The 18,605-nt window shown below is 56.2% G+C and carries 15 protein-coding genes and 3 pseudogenes; 9 read left to right on the top strand and 9 right to left on the bottom strand.

Annotated elements, in window-relative coordinates; genetic code table 11:
- Positions 1 to 82 precede the first annotated feature (82 nt).
- From ACRZ96_RS20320 to rfbC, 6 genes are all read right to left on the bottom strand, one after another.
- Entirely contained in the window at positions 83 to 292 is a 210-nt protein-coding gene (locus tag ACRZ96_RS20320) for a hypothetical protein (protein WP_480815009.1), read from the bottom strand.
- 179 nt (positions 293 to 471) lie between these two features.
- Entirely contained in the window at positions 472 to 1,200 is a 729-nt protein-coding gene (locus ACRZ96_RS20315) for a VPLPA-CTERM sorting domain-containing protein (protein ID WP_480815008.1), read from the bottom strand.
- A 226-nt stretch (positions 1,201 to 1,426) separates the two neighbouring features.
- Positions 1,427 to 2,299 (bottom strand): glucose-1-phosphate thymidylyltransferase RfbA, encoded by an 873-nt coding sequence (gene rfbA, locus ACRZ96_RS20310; protein ID WP_480815007.1) that lies wholly within the window; start codon positions 2,297 to 2,299, stop codon positions 1,427 to 1,429.
- Entirely contained in the window at positions 2,299 to 3,144 is an 846-nt protein-coding gene (rfbD, locus tag ACRZ96_RS20305; RefSeq protein ID WP_480815006.1) for a dTDP-4-dehydrorhamnose reductase, read from the bottom strand. The genes rfbA and rfbD overlap by 1 nt, the downstream gene beginning before the upstream one ends.
- Positions 3,141 to 4,181, bottom strand: a complete 1,041-nt coding sequence (gene rfbB, locus ACRZ96_RS20300) for a dTDP-glucose 4,6-dehydratase (RefSeq protein ID WP_480815005.1) — start codon at positions 4,179 to 4,181, stop codon at positions 3,141 to 3,143. The genes rfbD and rfbB overlap by 4 nt, the downstream gene beginning before the upstream one ends.
- Positions 4,178 to 4,738: a dTDP-4-dehydrorhamnose 3,5-epimerase gene (gene rfbC, locus ACRZ96_RS20295; protein ID WP_480815004.1), complete on the bottom strand. Its 561-nt coding sequence runs from the start codon at positions 4,736 to 4,738 to the stop codon at positions 4,178 to 4,180. The genes rfbB and rfbC overlap by 4 nt, the downstream gene beginning before the upstream one ends.
- Before the next feature lie 472 nt (positions 4,739 to 5,210).
- On the opposite strand from rfbC, the gene ACRZ96_RS20290 reads away from it, so the two are divergent.
- The 3 genes from ACRZ96_RS20290 (at position 5,211) to ACRZ96_RS20280 (ending at position 9,095) form a co-directional block, all read left to right on the top strand.
- Positions 5,211 to 5,903 carry a sugar transferase gene (locus tag ACRZ96_RS20290; RefSeq protein ID WP_480815003.1) on the top strand — a complete coding sequence of 231 codons (693 nt, stop codon included), beginning with the start codon at positions 5,211 to 5,213 and terminating at the stop codon, positions 5,901 to 5,903.
- Between the two features lie 51 nt (positions 5,904 to 5,954).
- Positions 5,955 to 8,405 carry a tetratricopeptide repeat protein gene (locus tag ACRZ96_RS20285; protein WP_480815002.1) on the top strand — a complete coding sequence of 817 codons (2,451 nt, stop codon included), beginning with the start codon at positions 5,955 to 5,957 and terminating at the stop codon, positions 8,403 to 8,405.
- Positions 8,406 to 8,519: 114 nt separating this feature from the next.
- Positions 8,520 to 9,095 carry a polysaccharide biosynthesis/export family protein gene (locus ACRZ96_RS20280; protein ID WP_480815001.1) on the top strand — a complete coding sequence of 192 codons (576 nt, stop codon included), beginning with the start codon at positions 8,520 to 8,522 and terminating at the stop codon, positions 9,093 to 9,095.
- A 21-nt stretch (positions 9,096 to 9,116) separates the two neighbouring features.
- Here the strand turns inward: ACRZ96_RS20280 and ACRZ96_RS20275 are convergent, their stop codons facing one another.
- From ACRZ96_RS20275 to ACRZ96_RS20265, 3 genes are all read right to left on the bottom strand, one after another.
- Positions 9,117 to 10,052: a glycosyltransferase family 2 protein gene (locus ACRZ96_RS20275; protein WP_480815000.1), complete on the bottom strand. Its 936-nt coding sequence runs from the start codon at positions 10,050 to 10,052 to the stop codon at positions 9,117 to 9,119.
- A 112-nt stretch (positions 10,053 to 10,164) separates the two neighbouring features.
- Entirely contained in the window at positions 10,165 to 11,190 is a 1,026-nt protein-coding gene (locus ACRZ96_RS20270; protein ID WP_480814999.1) for a ParB/RepB/Spo0J family partition protein, read from the bottom strand.
- A 138-nt stretch (positions 11,191 to 11,328) separates the two neighbouring features.
- On the bottom strand, positions 11,329 to 12,735 hold the full coding sequence (locus tag ACRZ96_RS20265) for an AAA family ATPase (protein ID WP_480814998.1): 1,407 nt from the start codon (positions 12,733 to 12,735) through the stop codon (positions 11,329 to 11,331).
- Positions 12,736 to 13,166: 431 nt separating this feature from the next.
- Between ACRZ96_RS20265 and ACRZ96_RS20260 the strand changes: the two genes are divergently transcribed.
- The 6 genes and pseudogenes from ACRZ96_RS20260 (at position 13,167) to ACRZ96_RS20235 (ending at position 18,346) form a co-directional block, all read left to right on the top strand.
- The gene (locus ACRZ96_RS20260; RefSeq protein WP_480814997.1) at positions 13,167 to 14,180 is read left to right on the top strand and encodes a replication initiator protein A; all 1,014 of its coding nucleotides are present in this window, start codon (positions 13,167 to 13,169) and stop codon (positions 14,178 to 14,180) included.
- 285 nt (positions 14,181 to 14,465) lie between these two features.
- Complete coding sequence (locus ACRZ96_RS20255) at positions 14,466 to 15,074, top strand: VPLPA-CTERM sorting domain-containing protein (protein ID WP_480814996.1); 609 nt, start codon at positions 14,466 to 14,468, stop codon at positions 15,072 to 15,074.
- 612 nt (positions 15,075 to 15,686) lie between these two features.
- A pseudogene (gene tnpA, locus ACRZ96_RS20250) lies at positions 15,687 to 15,995 on the top strand (IS200/IS605 family transposase); the annotation flags it as partial.
- A 519-nt stretch (positions 15,996 to 16,514) separates the two neighbouring features.
- A pseudogene (locus ACRZ96_RS20245) lies at positions 16,515 to 16,934 on the top strand (integrase core domain-containing protein); the annotation flags it as partial.
- A 29-nt stretch (positions 16,935 to 16,963) separates the two neighbouring features.
- Positions 16,964 to 17,260: pseudogene (locus ACRZ96_RS20240) on the top strand (IS5/IS1182 family transposase); the annotation flags it as partial.
- Positions 17,261 to 17,869: 609 nt separating this feature from the next.
- Positions 17,870 to 18,346, top strand: a complete 477-nt coding sequence (locus tag ACRZ96_RS20235) for a cupin domain-containing protein (protein WP_480815030.1) — start codon at positions 17,870 to 17,872, stop codon at positions 18,344 to 18,346.
- The last annotated feature ends 259 nt before the right edge of the window (positions 18,347 to 18,605 follow it).

The following is an 18,605-nucleotide window of genomic DNA, read 5'->3' as shown; positions in this document are numbered from 1 at the left end:
CGGAGCGACCTATATCACACTCATTTTATGGAACCAAAATCCATGAAAGTGTCCGAATAGCGCGCGCCCTTTGGCCTTGTGATCACGCTTCTGAGGTCAGCTTCTCTTGTGCGCGCCGGATCCATGACTTTCTCAGTGCACACATCCACATCGACGGCAGGATAATCAGGAAAACACTAGCCAGGCCAGTCAAGCAATAGACTGCAAACACGGTCACAAAGCCATAGCCTGCGATCAACGCTATTGCGGCGCTGATGCTACTTGCCAGAACGGCCAACAAAAGAATTCCCATCGGAACACTCCAGGCTACGGAGATGGTGCACCACCCTCATAAGTAGAGTAAATGTGCCGAATGTCTACTTATGTGGCAAGGTCTTATTCCGAACACAGTGCCCATGCCGGGTAATGTTCATCGTAAAAAAAGGGCCGCTCTATGGCAGCCCTTTGAAAAATCGCAAAAGATTTTTGAAATCAGGTGGTCGCACGCCGACGGCGCAATAGGCCGAAACCAGCCAACGCACCCACCAGCATCAAGCCAGCGGCTGGCAGAGGCACCGGTGCAACCGTTACAAGATTCTGATATCGCGGATTGGCCGTGCTTTCCAGAAAGCTTAGACGCCACTTTTGCGGGCCGTTATAATTCTGCGCAGCAAGCAGATAGTCGTTGGCCTGATTGATCACGCCGTTAACTCCGCCCCATTTGCCGGCCGCATTGAAGCCGTCCCCATCTGCACCAGTGACGGTCCAGTCATCATCGTAAACGGCATTCCACAAAGCCACCTGAAACGCAGCCGATGTTTTCCTGCTGTCGGTTGCGACGGATTCGCTGTAGTTGGCATCAAAAATCGACTGAATTCTCTGAAGCGCGCCATTGGCTATCAGATCAACGCTGTTGGAAAATGGCGTGTCCGTAACCTTAAACTCATAACCCTGCCCACGGCCGATCCAGGCCGCAAGGTCCAGACAGAATGCAACAAAGTCACCCAGCACGTTGTTGCCCGGTGTCACATCCGTCATGCTATACGCCCCGGCATCAACGTGGGCGGTGTGGGACCAAACATCAGGCACATCTACTTGAACCTCTTTGTACCCCCCCGCAGCAGGGCCGTTGAGATCCACAGTTATAGCCGACGCCGGAACAGCGCTGGCAATGGTTACGGCAGTCGCAGCCGCAGCTATTTTTTGGAAGAAGACCTTCATTACCCTCACCCGGTTCACTCGTTAAACGAAACTAAAAGGCAGTCAGATACACGCTGCCCAACTCCATGTGCGCCACTTTATTAATTTTGTTCTGATTTAGCAATAATCTTGTCGGTCTCGCCACATTTCATCACAATATGTGGTACAAAAGCAATGATTTGACCTCATTGTTTCCACTTCGAGCAGGGCCTTATCCATCAGGTAAACATACGTTTACTGCAAAAATTTACTGCAGCAACCCGGCCAGATAGGCCCCGTACCCGTTCTTGGCAAAACGTTCGGCCTGTGCGGCCAGTTCGCCCCGGCTGATCCAGCCTTGTTGAAAGGCGACCTCTTCGGGACAGCCAGTCTGCAACCCCTGCCGTTCTTCCAGGGTGCGCACGAAATTGCCCGCATCCAATAACGAGGCATGGGTACCAGTATCCAGCCAGGCATACCCTCGCCCCATGGTTTCCACCTGCAGCGCACCCTCTTCCAGGTAAGATTGCAGCAGTTCGGTGATCTCCAACTCGCCGCGCGGGGACGGCGTGACGGCGCGGGCGCGCTCGGAAGCCGTAGCATCCAGAAAGTAAAGCCCCGTCACCGCGTATTTCGAGGGCGGCACCGGGGGTTTTTCGATGATCTCCCGCGCCCGGCCCACATCGTCGAAGGCAACAACGCCATAACGCTCGGGATCCGCTACGTGATAGCCGAACACGGTCCCCCCCGCCGGTTTGGCATCCGCCGCAGCCATCAACTTGGGCAAGCCATGGCCAAAAAAGATGTTATCACCCAGGATCATCGCCGATGGCGCGCCTGCCAGAAACGCCTCGGCCAGAATATAGGCCTGTGCCAACCCGTCAGGGCTGGGCTGCACCTGATAGCTGAGCGTCACACCCCATTGCAACCCGTCCCCCAGCGTGCGCTGAAACTGTTGCTGATCCTGCGGCGTGGTGATGATGCAGATCTCGCGGATACCGGCCAGCATCAACACGCTGAGCGGGTAATAAATCATCGGCTTGTCATAGATCGGCAGCAATTGCTTCGACAGACCCATGGTGATCGGATAAAGCCGCGTCCCGCTGCCGCCCGCCAGGATGATCCCTTTGCGCTGTGTCATCAGATCTCTCCCAAATCCTTCAGAATATCTTTCAAACCCTGCCGCCAGTCGGGGCGGGAAATGCTGAAAACAGTCTCTAATGTTGTGCAATCCAGCCGTGAATTCAGCGGTCGTCTGGCCGGGGTCGGATAATCCGAACTGGGAATATCCGCGACGTCACAGGTGATGCCCGACTGCGCAAAGATTTCACGCGCGAACCCGGCCCAGCTGACATCTGGAGCGCCTGCGAAATGGTAGGCTCCGGTTTTGCCCGGATCAGCGGCAAGCTGCCCGGCAATCTCCATACAGGCCGCCGCAATGGCGCGCGCCGGGGTTGGCCCGCCGATCTGATCGGCAACGATGGTCAGCCGGTCACGTTCCTTGCCCAGCCTAAGCATAGTCTTGACGAAATTCGCACCATGCGCCGAGACCACCCAAGAGGTCCGCAGGATCGCATAACACCCCCCTGCCCTACTTACTGCCTGTTCCCCCCTAAGCTTCGAACGCCCATACGCCCCCAGCGGACCGGTGGCATTTTCCGGTGCCCAGGGCGTGTCGCCGCCGCCATCGAACACGTAATCGGTTGAGATCTGAACCAGAGGCACATCCAAGGCAGCGCAGGCTTGCGCCATCGCGCCCGGCGCATTGCCGTTGATGACCGTAGCCAGAGCCTCTTCTTCTTCGGCCTGATCCACAGCCGTATAGGCGGCAGCATTGATCACCGCCCTTGGGTTTCGCGAGCGGATGGCTTGGTCGCATGCTTCGGGGTCCGACAGGTCAGCCCCGGCCCGGTCCAGACAGACAACATCCCCATATGCCACCAGTTCCCGTGCCACCTGACCGGTCTTACCGAAGACAAGGATCACGCCTTTACCCCCAGCCGTTCACCCACGCCCTGCCGATCCTGCAAGGCCCGCCACCAGCTTTCATTGTCCAGATACCACTGCACCGTCTTTTCCAACCCTTCCTCCAACGTAACCGAGGGCCGCCAGCCCAGTTCATCACGGATACGGGTCGGATCGATGGCATAACGCAAATCGTGACCCGGGCGATCGGCAACAAAGCTAATTTGTTCGGAATAGGGTCTGTTTCGCGGGCGTTTTTTGTCGAGAATACTACAGATCATACGCACCAGATCGATGTTGCGGGCTTCGTTCTCGCCGCCGATATTGTAGGACTGCCCCACCCTGCCCTTCTGAAGTACGGTCAGCAGCGCGTCGGCGTGGTCCTCGACATAAAGCCAGTCGCGCACATTCTCACCTTTGCCGTAGACCGGGATCGGTTTGCCCGCCAAGGCGTTCAGGATCACCACCGGGATAAGTTTCTCGGGGAAATGAAACGGCCCGTAATTGTTCGAGCAATTGGACAGCACCACCGGCAGCCCGTAGGTCTCGTGCCAGGCGCGGACCAGATGGTCGCTGGCCGCTTTCGAGGCCGAATAGGGCGAGCGCGGATCGTAAGGCGTTTCTTCGGTGAACGCACCGCTTTCGCCAAGCGAGCCGAACACCTCGTCGGTCGAGATGTGGTGAAAGCGGAAGCCCTCGGGCCGGTTCTGCGCCTGCCAATACGCCCGCACAGCCTCAAGCAATGTATAGGTGCCGGTGATATTGGTCTCGATAAAGGTTCCGGGCCCGTCGATCGAACGGTCCACATGGGACTCCGCTGCCAAATGCATCACAGCGTCCGGGCTATGGCCGGCAAAGACCTGATCAATCGCCGCACGGTCACGAATATCAGCCTCTACAAAGGCATAATTGGGCGAATTGCCCACGCTCGCCACATTGTCGAGACAGGCGGCATAGGTCAGTGCGTCCAGATTGATCACCTGATGCCCTGCGGCAATGGCCTGCCGAACCACAGCCGATCCGATGAACCCGGCCCCGCCGGTCACAAGGATTTTCACGCGGCACCCTCCCAAACAAAAGGGCTGTCGAAATCGGACAGGGCCGGAGCGGCGGCGTCTTTTTCGGACAGAACCGGATCGCCGATCAGCTCCCAGTCAATACCACAACTGTCCCAACGCACCGCGCCATCGCACTCCGGTGCGTAGTAATCTGTGCATTTGTAACAGATTTCGGTGTCGGGTTCGCGGGTGACGAAGCCGTGCAGGAACCCCTTGGGCACCAGAATCTGACGCCCGTTTTCAGCCGACAACTCGACTCCGATCCAATGCCCGAAAGTGGGTGAGCCTGTGCGGATATCGACGACGACATCAAACAGCCACCCCCGCCCGCAGCGCACCAGCTTATCCTGCGCATGAGGCGGTGCCTGAAAGTGCAATCCGCGCAGAGTGCCCACCTGCCCCGACAGGGAATGGTTGTCCTGTACAAATTCCAGATCGATTCCAAAATCTGCCAGCCTGCGTCGATTCCAGCTTTCGCTGAAAAACCCCCGTGCATCCCCAAACCGCATCGGCGTCAGGATTAAAACACCCTGCAAAGCGGTTTCTTCAATCTTCATTAAAACAAGATCCCTCTTCAAATACTCATTGGGTCTTAGCAACGAAGAACAAAAAAGTCATCAGGTACAGATACTCAACACCACATGCGGACTGGCCATCCAGGCAGGGCGCATCAAAGCGATGGTCTTTCAACCCACAGTACAATTGGGCAGCATGATGGCTGGAATGTGAAGCAAATATGCACAATCGGCCTGAAATAGGATCATAGATGATGGCCCTTGAACTGCCGCAGCACATTGCTTAAACTTTGCTTGAGATGAAAATCATTTAGATATAATTACTTAAGAAATTCATGGCTTCCGTCACTCAATTTTTATGCAAATACAAACTAAAAACTGTTAAGACTTCTGCAGGGGGACATTACTAAGAACCATCGCCCGTTTGTGTTGCGCGCCAGTTTGTCGGCGTGAAGTTAAGAGTGACAACGAGGTCCGAGCAGACTGTTGTAAGTGTTTTGGGGTTATTTTGTTTATGACGACTCATGTAAAAGAATTCTCGGCTGCCGAAACAGCATCGGTTGGTCAATTCCGTCACCATAGTATCGCAGCACAGCCTTCAAGGCTCTATCGTGATCGCTTCAAGCGTTTTTTTGACATCGCTCTGGTTCTCCTGATGGCGCCTATTGCGGCGCCACTGATTGCCATCTTCGTTCTGATTACTGCGGCGACCGGTGCGTCTCCGGTTTTTCGTCAACGACGGATCGGCAAGGATGGCGACATCTTTGAAATGCTGAAAATCCGCACCATGGTGCCCAACGCCCAGGAACGACTGGAGGCTCATCTGGCCGCCAACCCCAAAGCCCGGGCCGAATGGAACAGCACACAGAAACTGAAAGACGATCCGCGTATTACGCCGGTCGGTAAATTACTGCGCAAATCGTCCCTCGACGAGCTACCGCAACTGTGGAACGTTCTGCGTGGCGACATGTCCATTGTCGGACCCCGTCCCATGATGGAAAGTCAGAAAGCGCTGTATCCCGGTCAGGCCTATTACGCATTGCGCCCCGGCATTACAGGCCCCTGGCAGGTTTCGGACCGAAACGCGACAACGTTTGCTGCACGCGCGCAGTTCGACACAAACTATTATGAAAACTTGACGCTGAAGACCGACCTGTCGATTCTTGTAAAGACCGTGGGCGTTGTTCTACGCTGCACCGGATACTGATACGAACTGACACGCAGGCTTCCTGCATTTTGGGACCGGAAGACCAATAATATGCTGAGGACCAGCTTATTAAGGCTTGCCCTGATCATCGGGGTTGGCCTCCTCGCTGCCTGCGACACGGCGGAAGAGCGAGCCGAAAAACACTTTCAGACCGCGCTGGAACATCTTGAAAACGGCGATATCGAACGGGCGACCATCGAGTTTCGCAATGTTTTCAAGCTGAACGGCACCCATAAAGAAGCGCGCCTGACTTATGCCCGGATGCAGCGCGAACGCGGTGCGACACCCGAGGCCTATGGTCAATATCTGCGGCTGGTCGAGCAATATCCGGACAATCTGGAAGGGCGTCAGGCGCTGGCGGACATGGCGCTGGAAAATGGCGACTGGGACGAGGTTGAACGCCATGGCCGTGCTGCCGCTGAAATAGCACCGGACGACCCGCAGGCCCGCTCCATGCTGGTGCTGCTGGATTATTGGGCAGCAACCCAGAATCAGAACAGCACGGCGCAGGTTGCTGCTTTTGAATCCGCGCAGTCATTGCTGGCTGGAAACCCGGAATTGATCAGTGCGCATCAAGTCGTCATCGACAAGCTGATTCAAGGCCGGGATTGGCCCGGGGCGGTAGATGCGCTCGACGCGGCGCTTCAGGCCGCTCCGGATTTCAAAGCCCTATACACGATGCGGCTGGCAGTTCTTGCCGAAATGGACGACACGGACGGAATCGAAGCCCAGATGCTGGAAATGACAGAGCGGTTCCCCGATGATCCCAACATCGATTCACTGCTATTGAACTGGTATCTGACGAATGAGCTTCTCGCCGAAGCCGAAGCCTATCTGCGCTCGGAAATCGAACTGGATGCGGACAGCCCCGACAGTCGCATCCGGCTGATCCGGTTCCTCAACAATTATCGCAGTCCGGAGGCCGCCCTTGCCGAACTGGACGCCGCCGTGGCGACCTCTGGCCCGCATGACACCGCTTACCGCGCGCTACGGGCGGTGTTCACTTATGAAAGCGAGAATCCCGAAGCGGCCATCGCCGAATTGCAGGACGTACTGGCCGACGCCGAGCCATCGGCAGAAACGGACAATATCAAGACCACACTCGCCCGGATGCTGAACACAACCGGTAACACCGATCAGGCAAAAGCGTTGGTCGAAGAAGTCCTGACCTCGGATTCGCGCCATGTGGGGGCGACCAAGTTACAGGCAGGTTGGCTGATCGGAGATGACCGCCCCGGCGAGGCCATCACGCTGCTGCGCACCGCTTTGGGGGAAAGCCCTCGCGACGCAGGGCTGATGACACTTCTAGCCAGCGCGCATGAGCGAGACGGCAACCGGGCCCTCATGGCCGAGATGCTGTCGCTGGCAGTTGAAGCTTCCGGCGCCGCTCCGGCGGAGTCACTACGCTATGCCGCTTTCCTGGCCAGCAACGATCAAGGCCTGAACGCCGAATCCGTTTTGATCAATGCGCTGCGGGTGCAACCGGACAATATCGAACTGCTGGCAACCCTTGGAACGCTATACATCGACTTGCAGGATTGGGGCCGAGCACAGGAGGTTATTGATCGGCTGGACGATTTCGGCGACGCAACCGCCAGCCTCTCGCATAATCTCACCGCCCGGTTGCTGGCTGGTCAGGGCAACGAGGAAGCGCTGTTATCCTTTCTGGAATCGCTGTCACAGCACGAGCAATCCGGGCAGGCGGCCGAGATCGGCCTGATCCGGTCTTATATCGGACGAGGCGAGATCGACACGGCTCTGACCCGGGCCGAAAGCGCCCTGCAAAAGACCCCTGACGATCCGGCTTTGCGTTTCGTCAGAGGATCGGTTCTGGCCATGGACAACCGCCTGGACGAAGCTGAAACTACCTTCCGGGCGATATTGCAGGACCAGCCTGAAACCGAACAGGTTTGGCTGGCGCTTTATCGTCTCAAAGCCATTCAGGGCGAGGCAGAAGCCGCCAACCAGATTCTGAACGATGCCCTCGCCGCCCTGCCCAACAACGTCAACCTGCAATGGGTCAAAGCCGGGGTACTGGAACGCGAGGGTGATATCGAGGACGCCATCGATATCTACGAGGTGCTCTATGCCCAAAACAGCGGCGTGCCGCTGTTCGCCAACAATCTGGCCAGCCTTCTGAGCTCACATCGGGAGGACGCTGAAAGCCTGGATCGTGCTTACACGATCGCCCGCCGTTTGCGCGGAACAGACGTTCCCGCCTTTCAGGACACTTATGGCTGGATTGCTTATCGCCGCGGTGATTTCGACGACGCGCTTGTGCATCTGGAACCCGCCGCGCAGGAGCTGCCGGAGGATCCGATGGTGCAATATCATCTGGCCGCGACCTATGCCTCACTGAACCGCACCGGCGAGGCCCTGCAGGTGCTTGAAAAGGTCATCGAACTGGATCCCCCTGCCCCGCTGTTGGAGACGGTAAAATCCGAGATCGCGCGTTTGACGGACGAACCGGAAACAGTTCCCGCACCTGAGACAGATAATTGAATTCCAAGGGGCATTCCGGTCACAACCCGCAGGCTAAGACCTTTCCGGGTCTTACGGACGGCATGGATACGCGCTAATCTGCCCATTCAACATCAGCCTTTGTGAGGACCAGCCATGTTCAGGGTTCTGTTCGGATTTTTCGTCATGATGCTCATTGCAGTCGCAGCGCAGGCGCAAAGCAATTACAGGATCAAATCGGGCGACACGCTCAGCATCGAAGTGCTTGAGGATAACAGCCTCAACCGCAGTACGCTGGTATTGCCGGACGGATCGATCAGCTTTCCGCTTGCCGGCAGCATCTCGGCCGGTGGGCGTACCGTCGATCAGGTCAGAACGGATCTGACAAATGCGTTGGCCTCCAATTTTGCCGCCCCTCCGACCGTGTTTGTCTCGGTTGGTGCAGTCGCCGTACCGGCAGCGGCAGCTGTTCCGGCGACCCAGGAGATCTACGTTACCGGCGAGATTGCCAGCCCCGGCAAGCTGGACGCAACCCCGGGCATCACCATCCTACACGCCATTGCCCAGGCTGGCGGGCTGACCCGTTTCGCTGCGGACAAACGTATTCAGCTGCGCCGGGGCGACCAGATATTTCTATACAATTATCGCACGAATGGCGGCGGCATCCCCGGCAGCACAGTGTTGGCACCGGGTGATGTAATCGTGGTCCCTCAGCGCAAGCTGTTTGAATAAAACCACCGCCGAAAAGACCTGTCAGCCTGAAAACCCACGCCGCCATTCATGGCGGCGTTTCCATATTTCCGACCACACCAGCGCGTTGTCGCCTCCAGGGCGCAGTACCGAAAAGGCCAGCCGCCGGGTCAGAGGCCAAACCCCAAACAATGCCCGGGCCAGCGGCCTCTGCCAACCGGGGATATGGCGGCTGATCAGCTCGGTTTTTGCCCTCAGCAATCGTACCATCTTGTCGCTGCGTACCTTTTCTGATGCCCCGCCATAATGCACGATCACTGCATCGGGGGTCATACGTGGGGACGCGCCAAGGTTTTTGGCGGCGCGCAGGCACAGATCCGCCTCTTCCCCATACATGAAAAAGGTCAAATCAAACCCGCCCAATGCCTGCCAGTCCTCGCGCCGGATCAACAAAAAACAGCCTGTAACGATATCCACCTGACGCTCGGTGCTGCGGTCCCAGCCGCCATACGCCTCGGAATTGAAAACCGAACTGTTCGGGAAAACGCCGGTCAGTCCAAACGTGCGGCAGCAGATGTTCCACAGGCTCATCCTGCGCCAGCAGGACGTGGGGTTGAGGCTACGGTCACCATAAAGCGTGCGCCCGCCCCAAATCCGGGCCCGGGGATGCGATTCGGCAAAGGCTAAAAGCCTGTCTATGGCACCATCCAGAACAACGGTGTCAGGGTTGAGTAACAAGACATATTCACCCTGCGCCCGCTCGGCAGCTATATTGTTGGCCTTGGCAAAACCATGATTTTCGCTCTCGGCCAGCAGGGTGATGCCGGGAAATTCCTCTGCGATTGCCTCGGCGGATCCGTCGGTTGAGGTGTTGTCCACCACAATCAGCTCATAGGGAAGACGCGTCTCCGCTTGCACGGAACGCAGACATTCCAGCGTCATGTCACGGGTGTTGTAGCTGACAACGATAATGGAAACTTTAGCGGCAGGGGCTGACACGGAACTCTTCCACAAATTAAAATTCAAATCGGATCAAATGCTTTCAACGTTATCGCCAGTCCGCTGATTCAAGGCAAGCACCGGTACCCTGATGTTTCGCGCGCGAAACACTTCAGGTCTGGGTGGCCAGCCAGGCCTTCAGACGTTCGTGCAGATCATCGGTCATCCCGGTCAGCGTCAAGGATGAGCCATCGGCCGAACGGGTCAGGGTCACTGGTCCAATCACTTCCCCGGTGCGCATCGATGCCTCAGAAGCCTTATTTAGATCCTGTTTTTTGCTTTTTTTCCCCTGGATCCTGCGGGTCAGCAACGCTGCTTCAACCTCGGCCGTATCCGGCTTCACCTTGTCCAGTTCCCGGGCGATGCGCGCGCCCAGAGTGGGATCTTCCCGGAGGGCTTTTGACAAGCTCAACCCCAACCGCTCCGAGATTGCGGCGGCAAATCGCAGCGACGCATCCAATGCGTGATAGATGACAATGAAGGATCCGATCTTGGATCGTTTCGCCCGGCTGACCGAGGCGAACAGACCGCGCAGCGCAGAGGCCTCATCCGGATAGACCCCCTGTTCGGCCGCGCGCGCAGCGATCCGGGCGCGTTCGTAATAGGACAGCCCGACGCGAATCTCGTTTTCCTCGACCATCGCCAGATAGGCGTCCGAGGCGCTCTCGGGGCGGCGGAGCAACGCCTGCACGGTGGCAAAGCGCTCTTCGTCGGTTTCCGCATACAGCGCCTTCAGCGCGGTCAGACGGCGCCAGCCGGAAATCAGACCGAACCGGCCCTCGGCCAGCTTGACCACTTCGATCGGGGTTTGCTGGCCACGGGCCCGCAGGCTTTCGACAAGGGCCGACATCTCATCCCCATCCACCACAATGCGGTCGCGAACAAGATGGGTTTCCTCGATGGCGGCCAGCGGTACATGCTGTACCAACCGCCCCTCGGCCCTAGCGGTGCGGATCTCGGTGCTCAGATCGTCCACTGCGGCCTGCAGCGCCGTATCGCCCGCCACCTGTGCAATCGGGGGGACAGACTGAACGGGCGGGAACATGGATTTCGTCTCAAGCGCCATATCCGAGGCAGGGGCACCGGCAGGCAGGGAATCTGTGCGGGTGGCAGGGTTCAGCCGTTTGCGTTTTGCCATTTTAAATCCTCCTCATCCGCCTGTCATAGACTCGGTTGCGTGCCACCCGGTTACCTGCGCGTACGGTGCAACAGGCAGTTGGTACCGCCTGCAGCTGCGTTTCGCGCGCGAAACATCCGCCCGGACAGGGCAGGGGGCTCATGAAACCGGCTCGGGTTGCTGCGCGGCCTGCAGGGCCAGCTCTTCGCGACGCCAGACACCCAGAACCAGCCGCTTGAAGGCGGCATAGGTTTCGTCGAATGTCTCGCGCCCACGGGCATAGGTTTCGCGGTTGAAATCGCGGTAATCGGCCTCGTAGATACCGTTCACCTGTTCCCCGGCCTGACCGATCAGCGCGGTGAATTCCTGCCGGTGGGGTGATAATGCCCCGCCCAGATACGATTGCATCAGCCCCGCCAGCTCTGCCTGCTGGGTGCCGTCGTAGCGGGTGATGACGGTACGCACTGCATCCCATTCAAAAGCCATCTCGTCGCGCCCCAGCGCCCGGGCCGCCATGTTCTCGCCCTCTTCAATCGACTGGAAGGTGGAATGCAACATGTCGAAGAACCGCCCCGTGGAATCAAACTCCAGAAACGAGGCCCCCATCGGGACCAGCAGGACGTCTGCAGCCGCCAGACCGTTGATGGTCAGATACCCAAGCGCGGGCGGGGTATCGATGAAGATCAGGTCATACGCGCGGAGGATACCATCCGCCTCCAGCGTCTCGGTCAGCGCATCCCACAGCTTCCAGCCGCGGGCCTGCATGCGCCAGACCGGAATCTGAAACTCGGCCCAGTAGAGGTTCAGTTGCGCCCCGATCAGGTCGATATTGGGCCAGTGGGTTTTCTGGATCAGATGATCCGCACGGGTATCCAGCGCCTCCATCAGCGTGTCGTCGATGGGGTGGGGCGGTTCGCCCCGATCCAACCGTCCCTGATTTTCCCGGCGCAGATATCCGGCATAGTGCCGGGCCAGCAACGGAAATACCGTCTGCCATTCGTCCCTGACCGCGCCGCCAAAGATCGACGTCATTGACCCCTGGCTGTCCAGATCGATCACCAGCACCTTGTAGCCATCCAGCGCCGCTGACATGGCCAGATGCGCACAGGTCGAGGTTTTGCCCACACCGCCCTTGAAGTTGGCCACAGAGACCATTTTGGCCGGCAATCCTTCGGGACGATAGGGGCGGTACTCTTTGGCTTTCGATCCTTCCGAGGCGAAATGCGCCCTGAGCCGCAGCACCTCATCCAGCGTAAACCACTTGGCCCCGCCTTCTGATTCCGAGCGGCCTTGTGGCAGGTCCGGGTTGGCCTTGAGCACCCGTCGGAAATGCGGGGCTGCAACCGGGATCAGATAGCGGGTGATTTCCCAGGTCGAAAACAGACGCAACTGCCGGGTCCCACCATCCTCCAGACCGCGGTTGGCCAGATCTTCCCGGCCCCGAGTGCAGGCGCTGGCAATGGCAGCAAAACTGGCTGTAGTGGATGGCTCTCCAAGCTCGGCAAGAGCGGCGTCAGGATTGATGTTGAAATAGGGAGGTAACCCGTCTTTCGGAGATATAGCCATGTTCTGTCTGCTCGATATGCTGTGTTTTCACCAGTGTACCATAAAATACGGCACGTGAAAGAACTATGAGCATCACCTTGTATTTTTCTAAGCAAATCAAAGAATTCAGGATTTCACAAACCATCGAGTGAAAGGCTGTGCCAATTTTTTTTTAGTTAGAATATGGTTATATAGTAGTTACACGATTCACAGTCGTCATCTAACGCGTTGAAACAAAACAGTTCTGAGCACCATTTTCAATCAGTAGTGAATCTGATCCCACGATCAGGCGACTCTGATCCCACGTTGACCCGATTCTGATCCCACGATCGGGCGCTTTACCCAGTCTGTGGATAACTTTAGGGTAGGCGTCAATAAAACCACGATAAAAGATTCGGGCAGGTCAGGGGCAGAAACATGGGCTGGAGTGCTTCAGTTCTGATTTATTTTTTATGAGCGGAGACGTGACCGCGGGGGCAAGGGGGCTGCTGCCAGACCGGCATCCGACGGCGGATTTCTTTGTCTGCGATATCTTCGATGCGCTACCCAAGACCGACATGGGATCGATGGAGCATCCGATGTTTTCGCTCTCGACCCGGCCGGACCGGCGCATCCTGAGCTATGAGCATAATGATGTGGAAATCACCGTCACGCCGTCGGTGCGGGGGCTGGCGACCATCCATGACAAGGATATCCTGATCTTCTGTATCAGTCAGCTGATGGCGGCGATCAATGCCGGGCGCGCGGTCAGCCGGGTGCTGCATCTGAAGGCACATGATCTGCTGGTGGCGACCAATCGCGAAACCTCGGGCGATGGGTACAAGCGGCTGCGCGAGGCGTTCGAGAGACTGGCCGGCACTCGCATCACCACCAACATGGTGACAGGCGGGGTGGAGACGACGACTGGCTTTGGTCTGATCGAAAGCTGGGAGATCGTGCGTCATACAAGGGCAGGGCGGATGGTCAGCGTTTCGGTCAAACTGTCGGACTGGCTGTTTAGGGCGGTGCTGGCGAAATCGGTGCTGACGCTGAGCCGCGATTACTTTCGTCTACGCAAACCGCTGGAGCGGCGGATCTATGAATTGGCCCGCAAGCATTGCGGGCGCCAGCGCGATTGGCGGGTGTCGGTTGAGACGCTGCTGAAGAAATCCGGTTCGGCCTCGCCGCGCCGGGTGTTCCGCAAGATGTTGCGCGACATGATCGCCACCAATCACCTGCCCGATTATGTGCTGAGCGAAGAGCCGGGCGACATCATCCGCGTCTCCCGACGCGATGTGGTGGTCGAAGCAGGGGGAGGGCTGCAGCTGAAACCCGAAACCCTCGAGGCGGCCCGGGCGCTGGCGCCGGGCTGGGATATCTACGCGCTGGAGGCGGAATGGCAGAGTTTCTGGGCCAGCTACGGACGAAAGCCGCTGCGCAGCCCGGACAAGGCGTTCCTGGGATGGGTCAGAAAGCGGGCGATTTAAGTCTGATCTGGCGTTCCGCGACCCTGCCCAAGCTTTGGTTGGGTCGGGACCGCAGATTCGCAGCTGATACTTTATCGGGAAACAATAATTGGGGCATACTCGAAACTGTTCACTAACTATCAAAAAAGTAGAGGCATAATATCTTAATGAAACCTTAATATTGTGAATAACCCCCTGTGCAATAGGGCTTTTTATGGCACCTCGCGAATTCTTGTTCGCACTTCGGCGTGAATTCTGCTAGAGTTAATGAAAATTATACAAAGTAAAAAGTTCGTAGGGGTTACGATGAAAAAGGTTCTGGCACTTGCATCCCTGATTGTGATGATGGCCTTTGGGGCAAATGCTACCACAGTGCATGTGAATCTCATGGGAGGTGGGGATCTTAATATTTCCGGAGCCACAGGTTCATTTGATGTGGACGGTGTTTCTGGAACGGTTACTGCAGGTTCGCTTGGCCATAACCCCAGAATTTCTCAGTTCCGTAATGGTATTGGAGTTCGCACAAGCTGGGATGACACGGGCACCCTGGATGGCTTGTTTGATGAATGGTTGACATTCGCATTCAAAAAGGCGGTACGCTTGGTTTCAGTGACCTTCTCGCATGTTGATACCTCGGACGACTGGGACATTTATGTGGGGCATACAAAGGTCGCGAATGAGAGCACGCAGAACCCGTTCAAATTTGGCAATGTGATCGCGTCGTCCTTCAAGGTTCTGGCAGATGGTCACAAGTGTGGTTGGTTTTACTGCAAATCGGACGACAATTTTGTCATCAAGAGCTTTACCGTTGCTCCTGTTCCCGCACCGGTACCGCTGCCCGCGACCGGCCTTCTGCTGATCGGTGGACTGGCGGGCCTCGGCTTCATGCGCCGCCGCAAGCAGCAGGCGGTTTAATTGCCGTTTCAAAAGTTAGTGATGAGAAGCGGTAGCAGTTCTGTGACTGCTTTTTTATGTGTAAGCGATATCTGAACTGTGTCCCTATTAGTGTTTAAGGTAGAAGGATTGGCCCATCTCTTCCACCCAAGGCATTTTCTGAGTGTAGCGTCGAGGCGATCTCAGAAACAGGTCAGCATGCCGAGCTAAAGCATGTCCGGCGTCAGAATTTTCCAGATAGTTAGAGCCGTTTCTTAACAGTGGCTCTGGCTCGATTTCAATTAATCGCGCGATCCGGCACCCGCGCTGACCCCACCCCTGTTGTTATTCTAAGAAATAAGCAATTGGTATCTAGCGCTTGGTTTCAGGTACTTGTCGCCGGGCAGATGCCCGTTGCCAATTTCCATGTAGCGAGTGGTTTTTTTACCGCCTGGCTTTTGCCATTTTCCGTCTGGTGTCGCGCTGCCCGGCTTTTGATTGTGAACCAACTTGGGGTTGGGGAGCGCAAAAGGTGGTATCGCCCGATAAGTCTACATGCTACGCTTACTTTGCGGGATAATATAGATTGTAATACCGACAATCTATTGGACTTGCAGTCGACCACACCTTCTCCAACTTAAACATACACACTGCCTGCAGGGAGCGATGCGAGAGTGCATTCGTGAGATCATCCGCCAGAGCTGCACCGAGATGGGTATGCATATCGTTAAGGGTGTGCCGGCGCGAGGTCACGTTCACATGTTCATATCTTTGCCGCCGCAGATTGCGCTATCGAACGTCATGCAGCGGATCAAAGGCCGCTAGTCGCGGCGGGTGCAGATGGAGTTCCCGGAACTGCGTAAACGATACTGGTGCAGACGATTTTAGGAGCGCGAATACTTCTTGACAACGTCAGGCAACGTGGCCGACGACATCATACTTCAGTATCTAGAATTACTTTAAGGCTGCCGAATATGTCGCAAGTTAAATGTCGGATACTTTAGGCGAGCATGTAAGTAAAAGATAGAGATGACCGTATTTATCGGTTATGTAATCACGCGCATGAAATTGGTAACACAGAGACCTTATCCTGTCAGTCAAGTGAGTGCTACCAGAACTGCGATTCCTGTTGGATCTCAAGGTGTGTTGTCAAGGCAGGTGCTATCACTTTCTTGTTGTGACCTGAGAGTGCACGAATGTCCCGTCTCGACGCGATCAGACAGATTGGCGTTGTGGAGCAGACCTATTACTGCTGGCGACAAAATATACGGCGGAATGGGCGTAGACCAGTTGAAAGAGCTGAAGCAGCTTACAGAAAGTAACAGGAACGGATCCTACACCTAAACGGCCCGGATCAGGGGGCTGAGTCAGGAAGCACAAAGTGACGACAGAGAGGGTCGTCAAAGAAATCCGCAGGAAGGCGAGACGCCAACATTCCGTGGAAGAGAAACTCCGCACTGTTTTGGACGGGGTTTGTGTTTCATGGCGCGGGAGCTGGATGCGCTTGTCCGGGTCTATGGCAGACCGACCAGCATTGTCAGCGACAACGGGACCGAGTTCACCAGCCGGGCAATCCTGAAGTGGGCCAACGACAACGGCGTCGACTGGCACTACATCGATCCGGGCAAGCCGCAGCAGAACGCCTTCATCGAAAGCTTCAACGGCAGCCTGCGCGATGAGCTCCTGAACGAGGAGATGTTCGACAGACTGGAGGATGCCCGGCGCAAGCTGGCGCTCTGGCGATACGACTACAACAACGTCAGGCCGCACTCATCGCTCGGCAACCAAACACCCGCAGAAGCGCGCCGGACGCTTGAGCAGTTTGAGGGCTCTGCGCCCGGCGCGCTTGCCCAATCAGACGACGGAGAATATGAAAACCAAACCCGCAGACTCTCGTTATGAATGAGGGAGCCTCGGGGGGCAGGTCACTTCAAATGAGGGGTGGGCTGGCCGCTGGTCACGGTGAAGAGAAGTCGATGATGATCGGCGCAACTTATCTGAACGCCCACCGCACAGTGACCAGTATGGGCGTGAACGCTTGGCCGGTCGGACGAAAGGAGGTTTGAGCACGAAGTTGTACGCCATCTGCGACAGTCAGGGGTGGCCGCTCAGCTTATTTATTACCGCCGGGTAGGTCAGAGTGATTACATCGGCGCATGGGTGCTGCCCAGCAGCTTGCCAAAGGTCGACTGCTACTCGGAGATCTTGGCTATGACGTCGGCTGGTTCTGATAACCTGATGCTGATTGTTCCTTCCGATCACGCGACCGGGGAGGCATGCTGTTCAAACAAGCGCGGAGTAACTTGGCAGTGGTGTTGGTGACATTCGCTGTCATACTCGCCTCTCAGGCAGAACAATACAGCTATCTGAAACTGGTGTGCGAGCCGAGGTGAGGTGGATAGTCTCAGGGGCTGAGATTCGGGTTTTGCCCGATACTCCCTACGCAGCGACGGCATTGTTGAGCGCTAGGATGTATTTGTTTCGTGTTGCCTGTATCGTTTCCGTATTCGAAACCCGCGAACTGGAATTGACCAAGTAATGTCGATACGCTCTGAAACAAGGGACAGTAGAGTTAGGCACGATTTAGCCAGGTTCCTAAATCTATGGAAAATAACCCGTAGGCTCATTTGACCGGACAATTGTGGGGAAGACCGACAATTCTATTGCCCTTCGACTTGGGGCGGGTTGCTCCGGTCTCTATGGCTGGAATGGCCAGCAACCGCTATCGAGTGCGAAAATACATTACTGCGTAGCGAAGAGGATAGCATCAACCTAGCCAGGTTCGGATTGAAAACATTGACGAAATCACCACGCGCGATGCGATCTTCGTGATCGACATGAACCGCGCCGGAGATGTCGGTCAGTTTGTCGTCACATCTAAAGCCAGACAAGATTCACTAGTCATTAAATATCCAGAATTTCATCGGCCCTGGGGTTGGTATGAAATCCAATTCAAGCGTATCATGGTCAGGCTTAGTAGCATCCTGACTCGGCAAAGCTGCTATAATAGTGCCGAGTACTGGGTCACGATGCACCGAATGGAAGATCCCGGCAAGCCGACTATGTATCTGATTGAAGTGCATACCGGAGAAAATCTGGGCGAAGACGATATTGTGCTCTACGAAGAAGTTTACAACGGAATCAGTTTCCACGCAGTCAGTATCACACCCTTCAGCCCCACGAGCTTTGGTCTACCAGAAAATGCGGCGGCCACAGTCGGTGGCGTGGTGCGGTCTAGAGCCGAAATCGTCGGTATTGGTTGGCAATCAGAGTTGCGTGATCCCGTCAGCAGAACTGGGGTAACTGATAAATAAGGCTGCAGGCAGGCGTTGACTATGCTACTATTTATGCGGCGATAGAGGGACTGGTTTATAAGTGTCTCTTCGTTGTGTGGTAAATGAGTTCTCAGGTTACTGAGAAAAATGAGTTTGTAGACAAATTTGCGTCAAGAGTGCTGAGTTCAAGTTGGAGTAATTAAGTTGCCTACCCCCCTGTTTGAGAGTGGCCCACACGGGTTTGATGGTAATGTTTCGAACGCGATGGTTCTGGCTCATGATCCGCAATACCTCGTGT

The organism is Ruegeria sp. CF1 (assembly GCF_056537445.1).
Note: the sequence above shows the minus strand (reverse complement) of the source record. Positions and strands in the feature narration are given on the sequence as shown.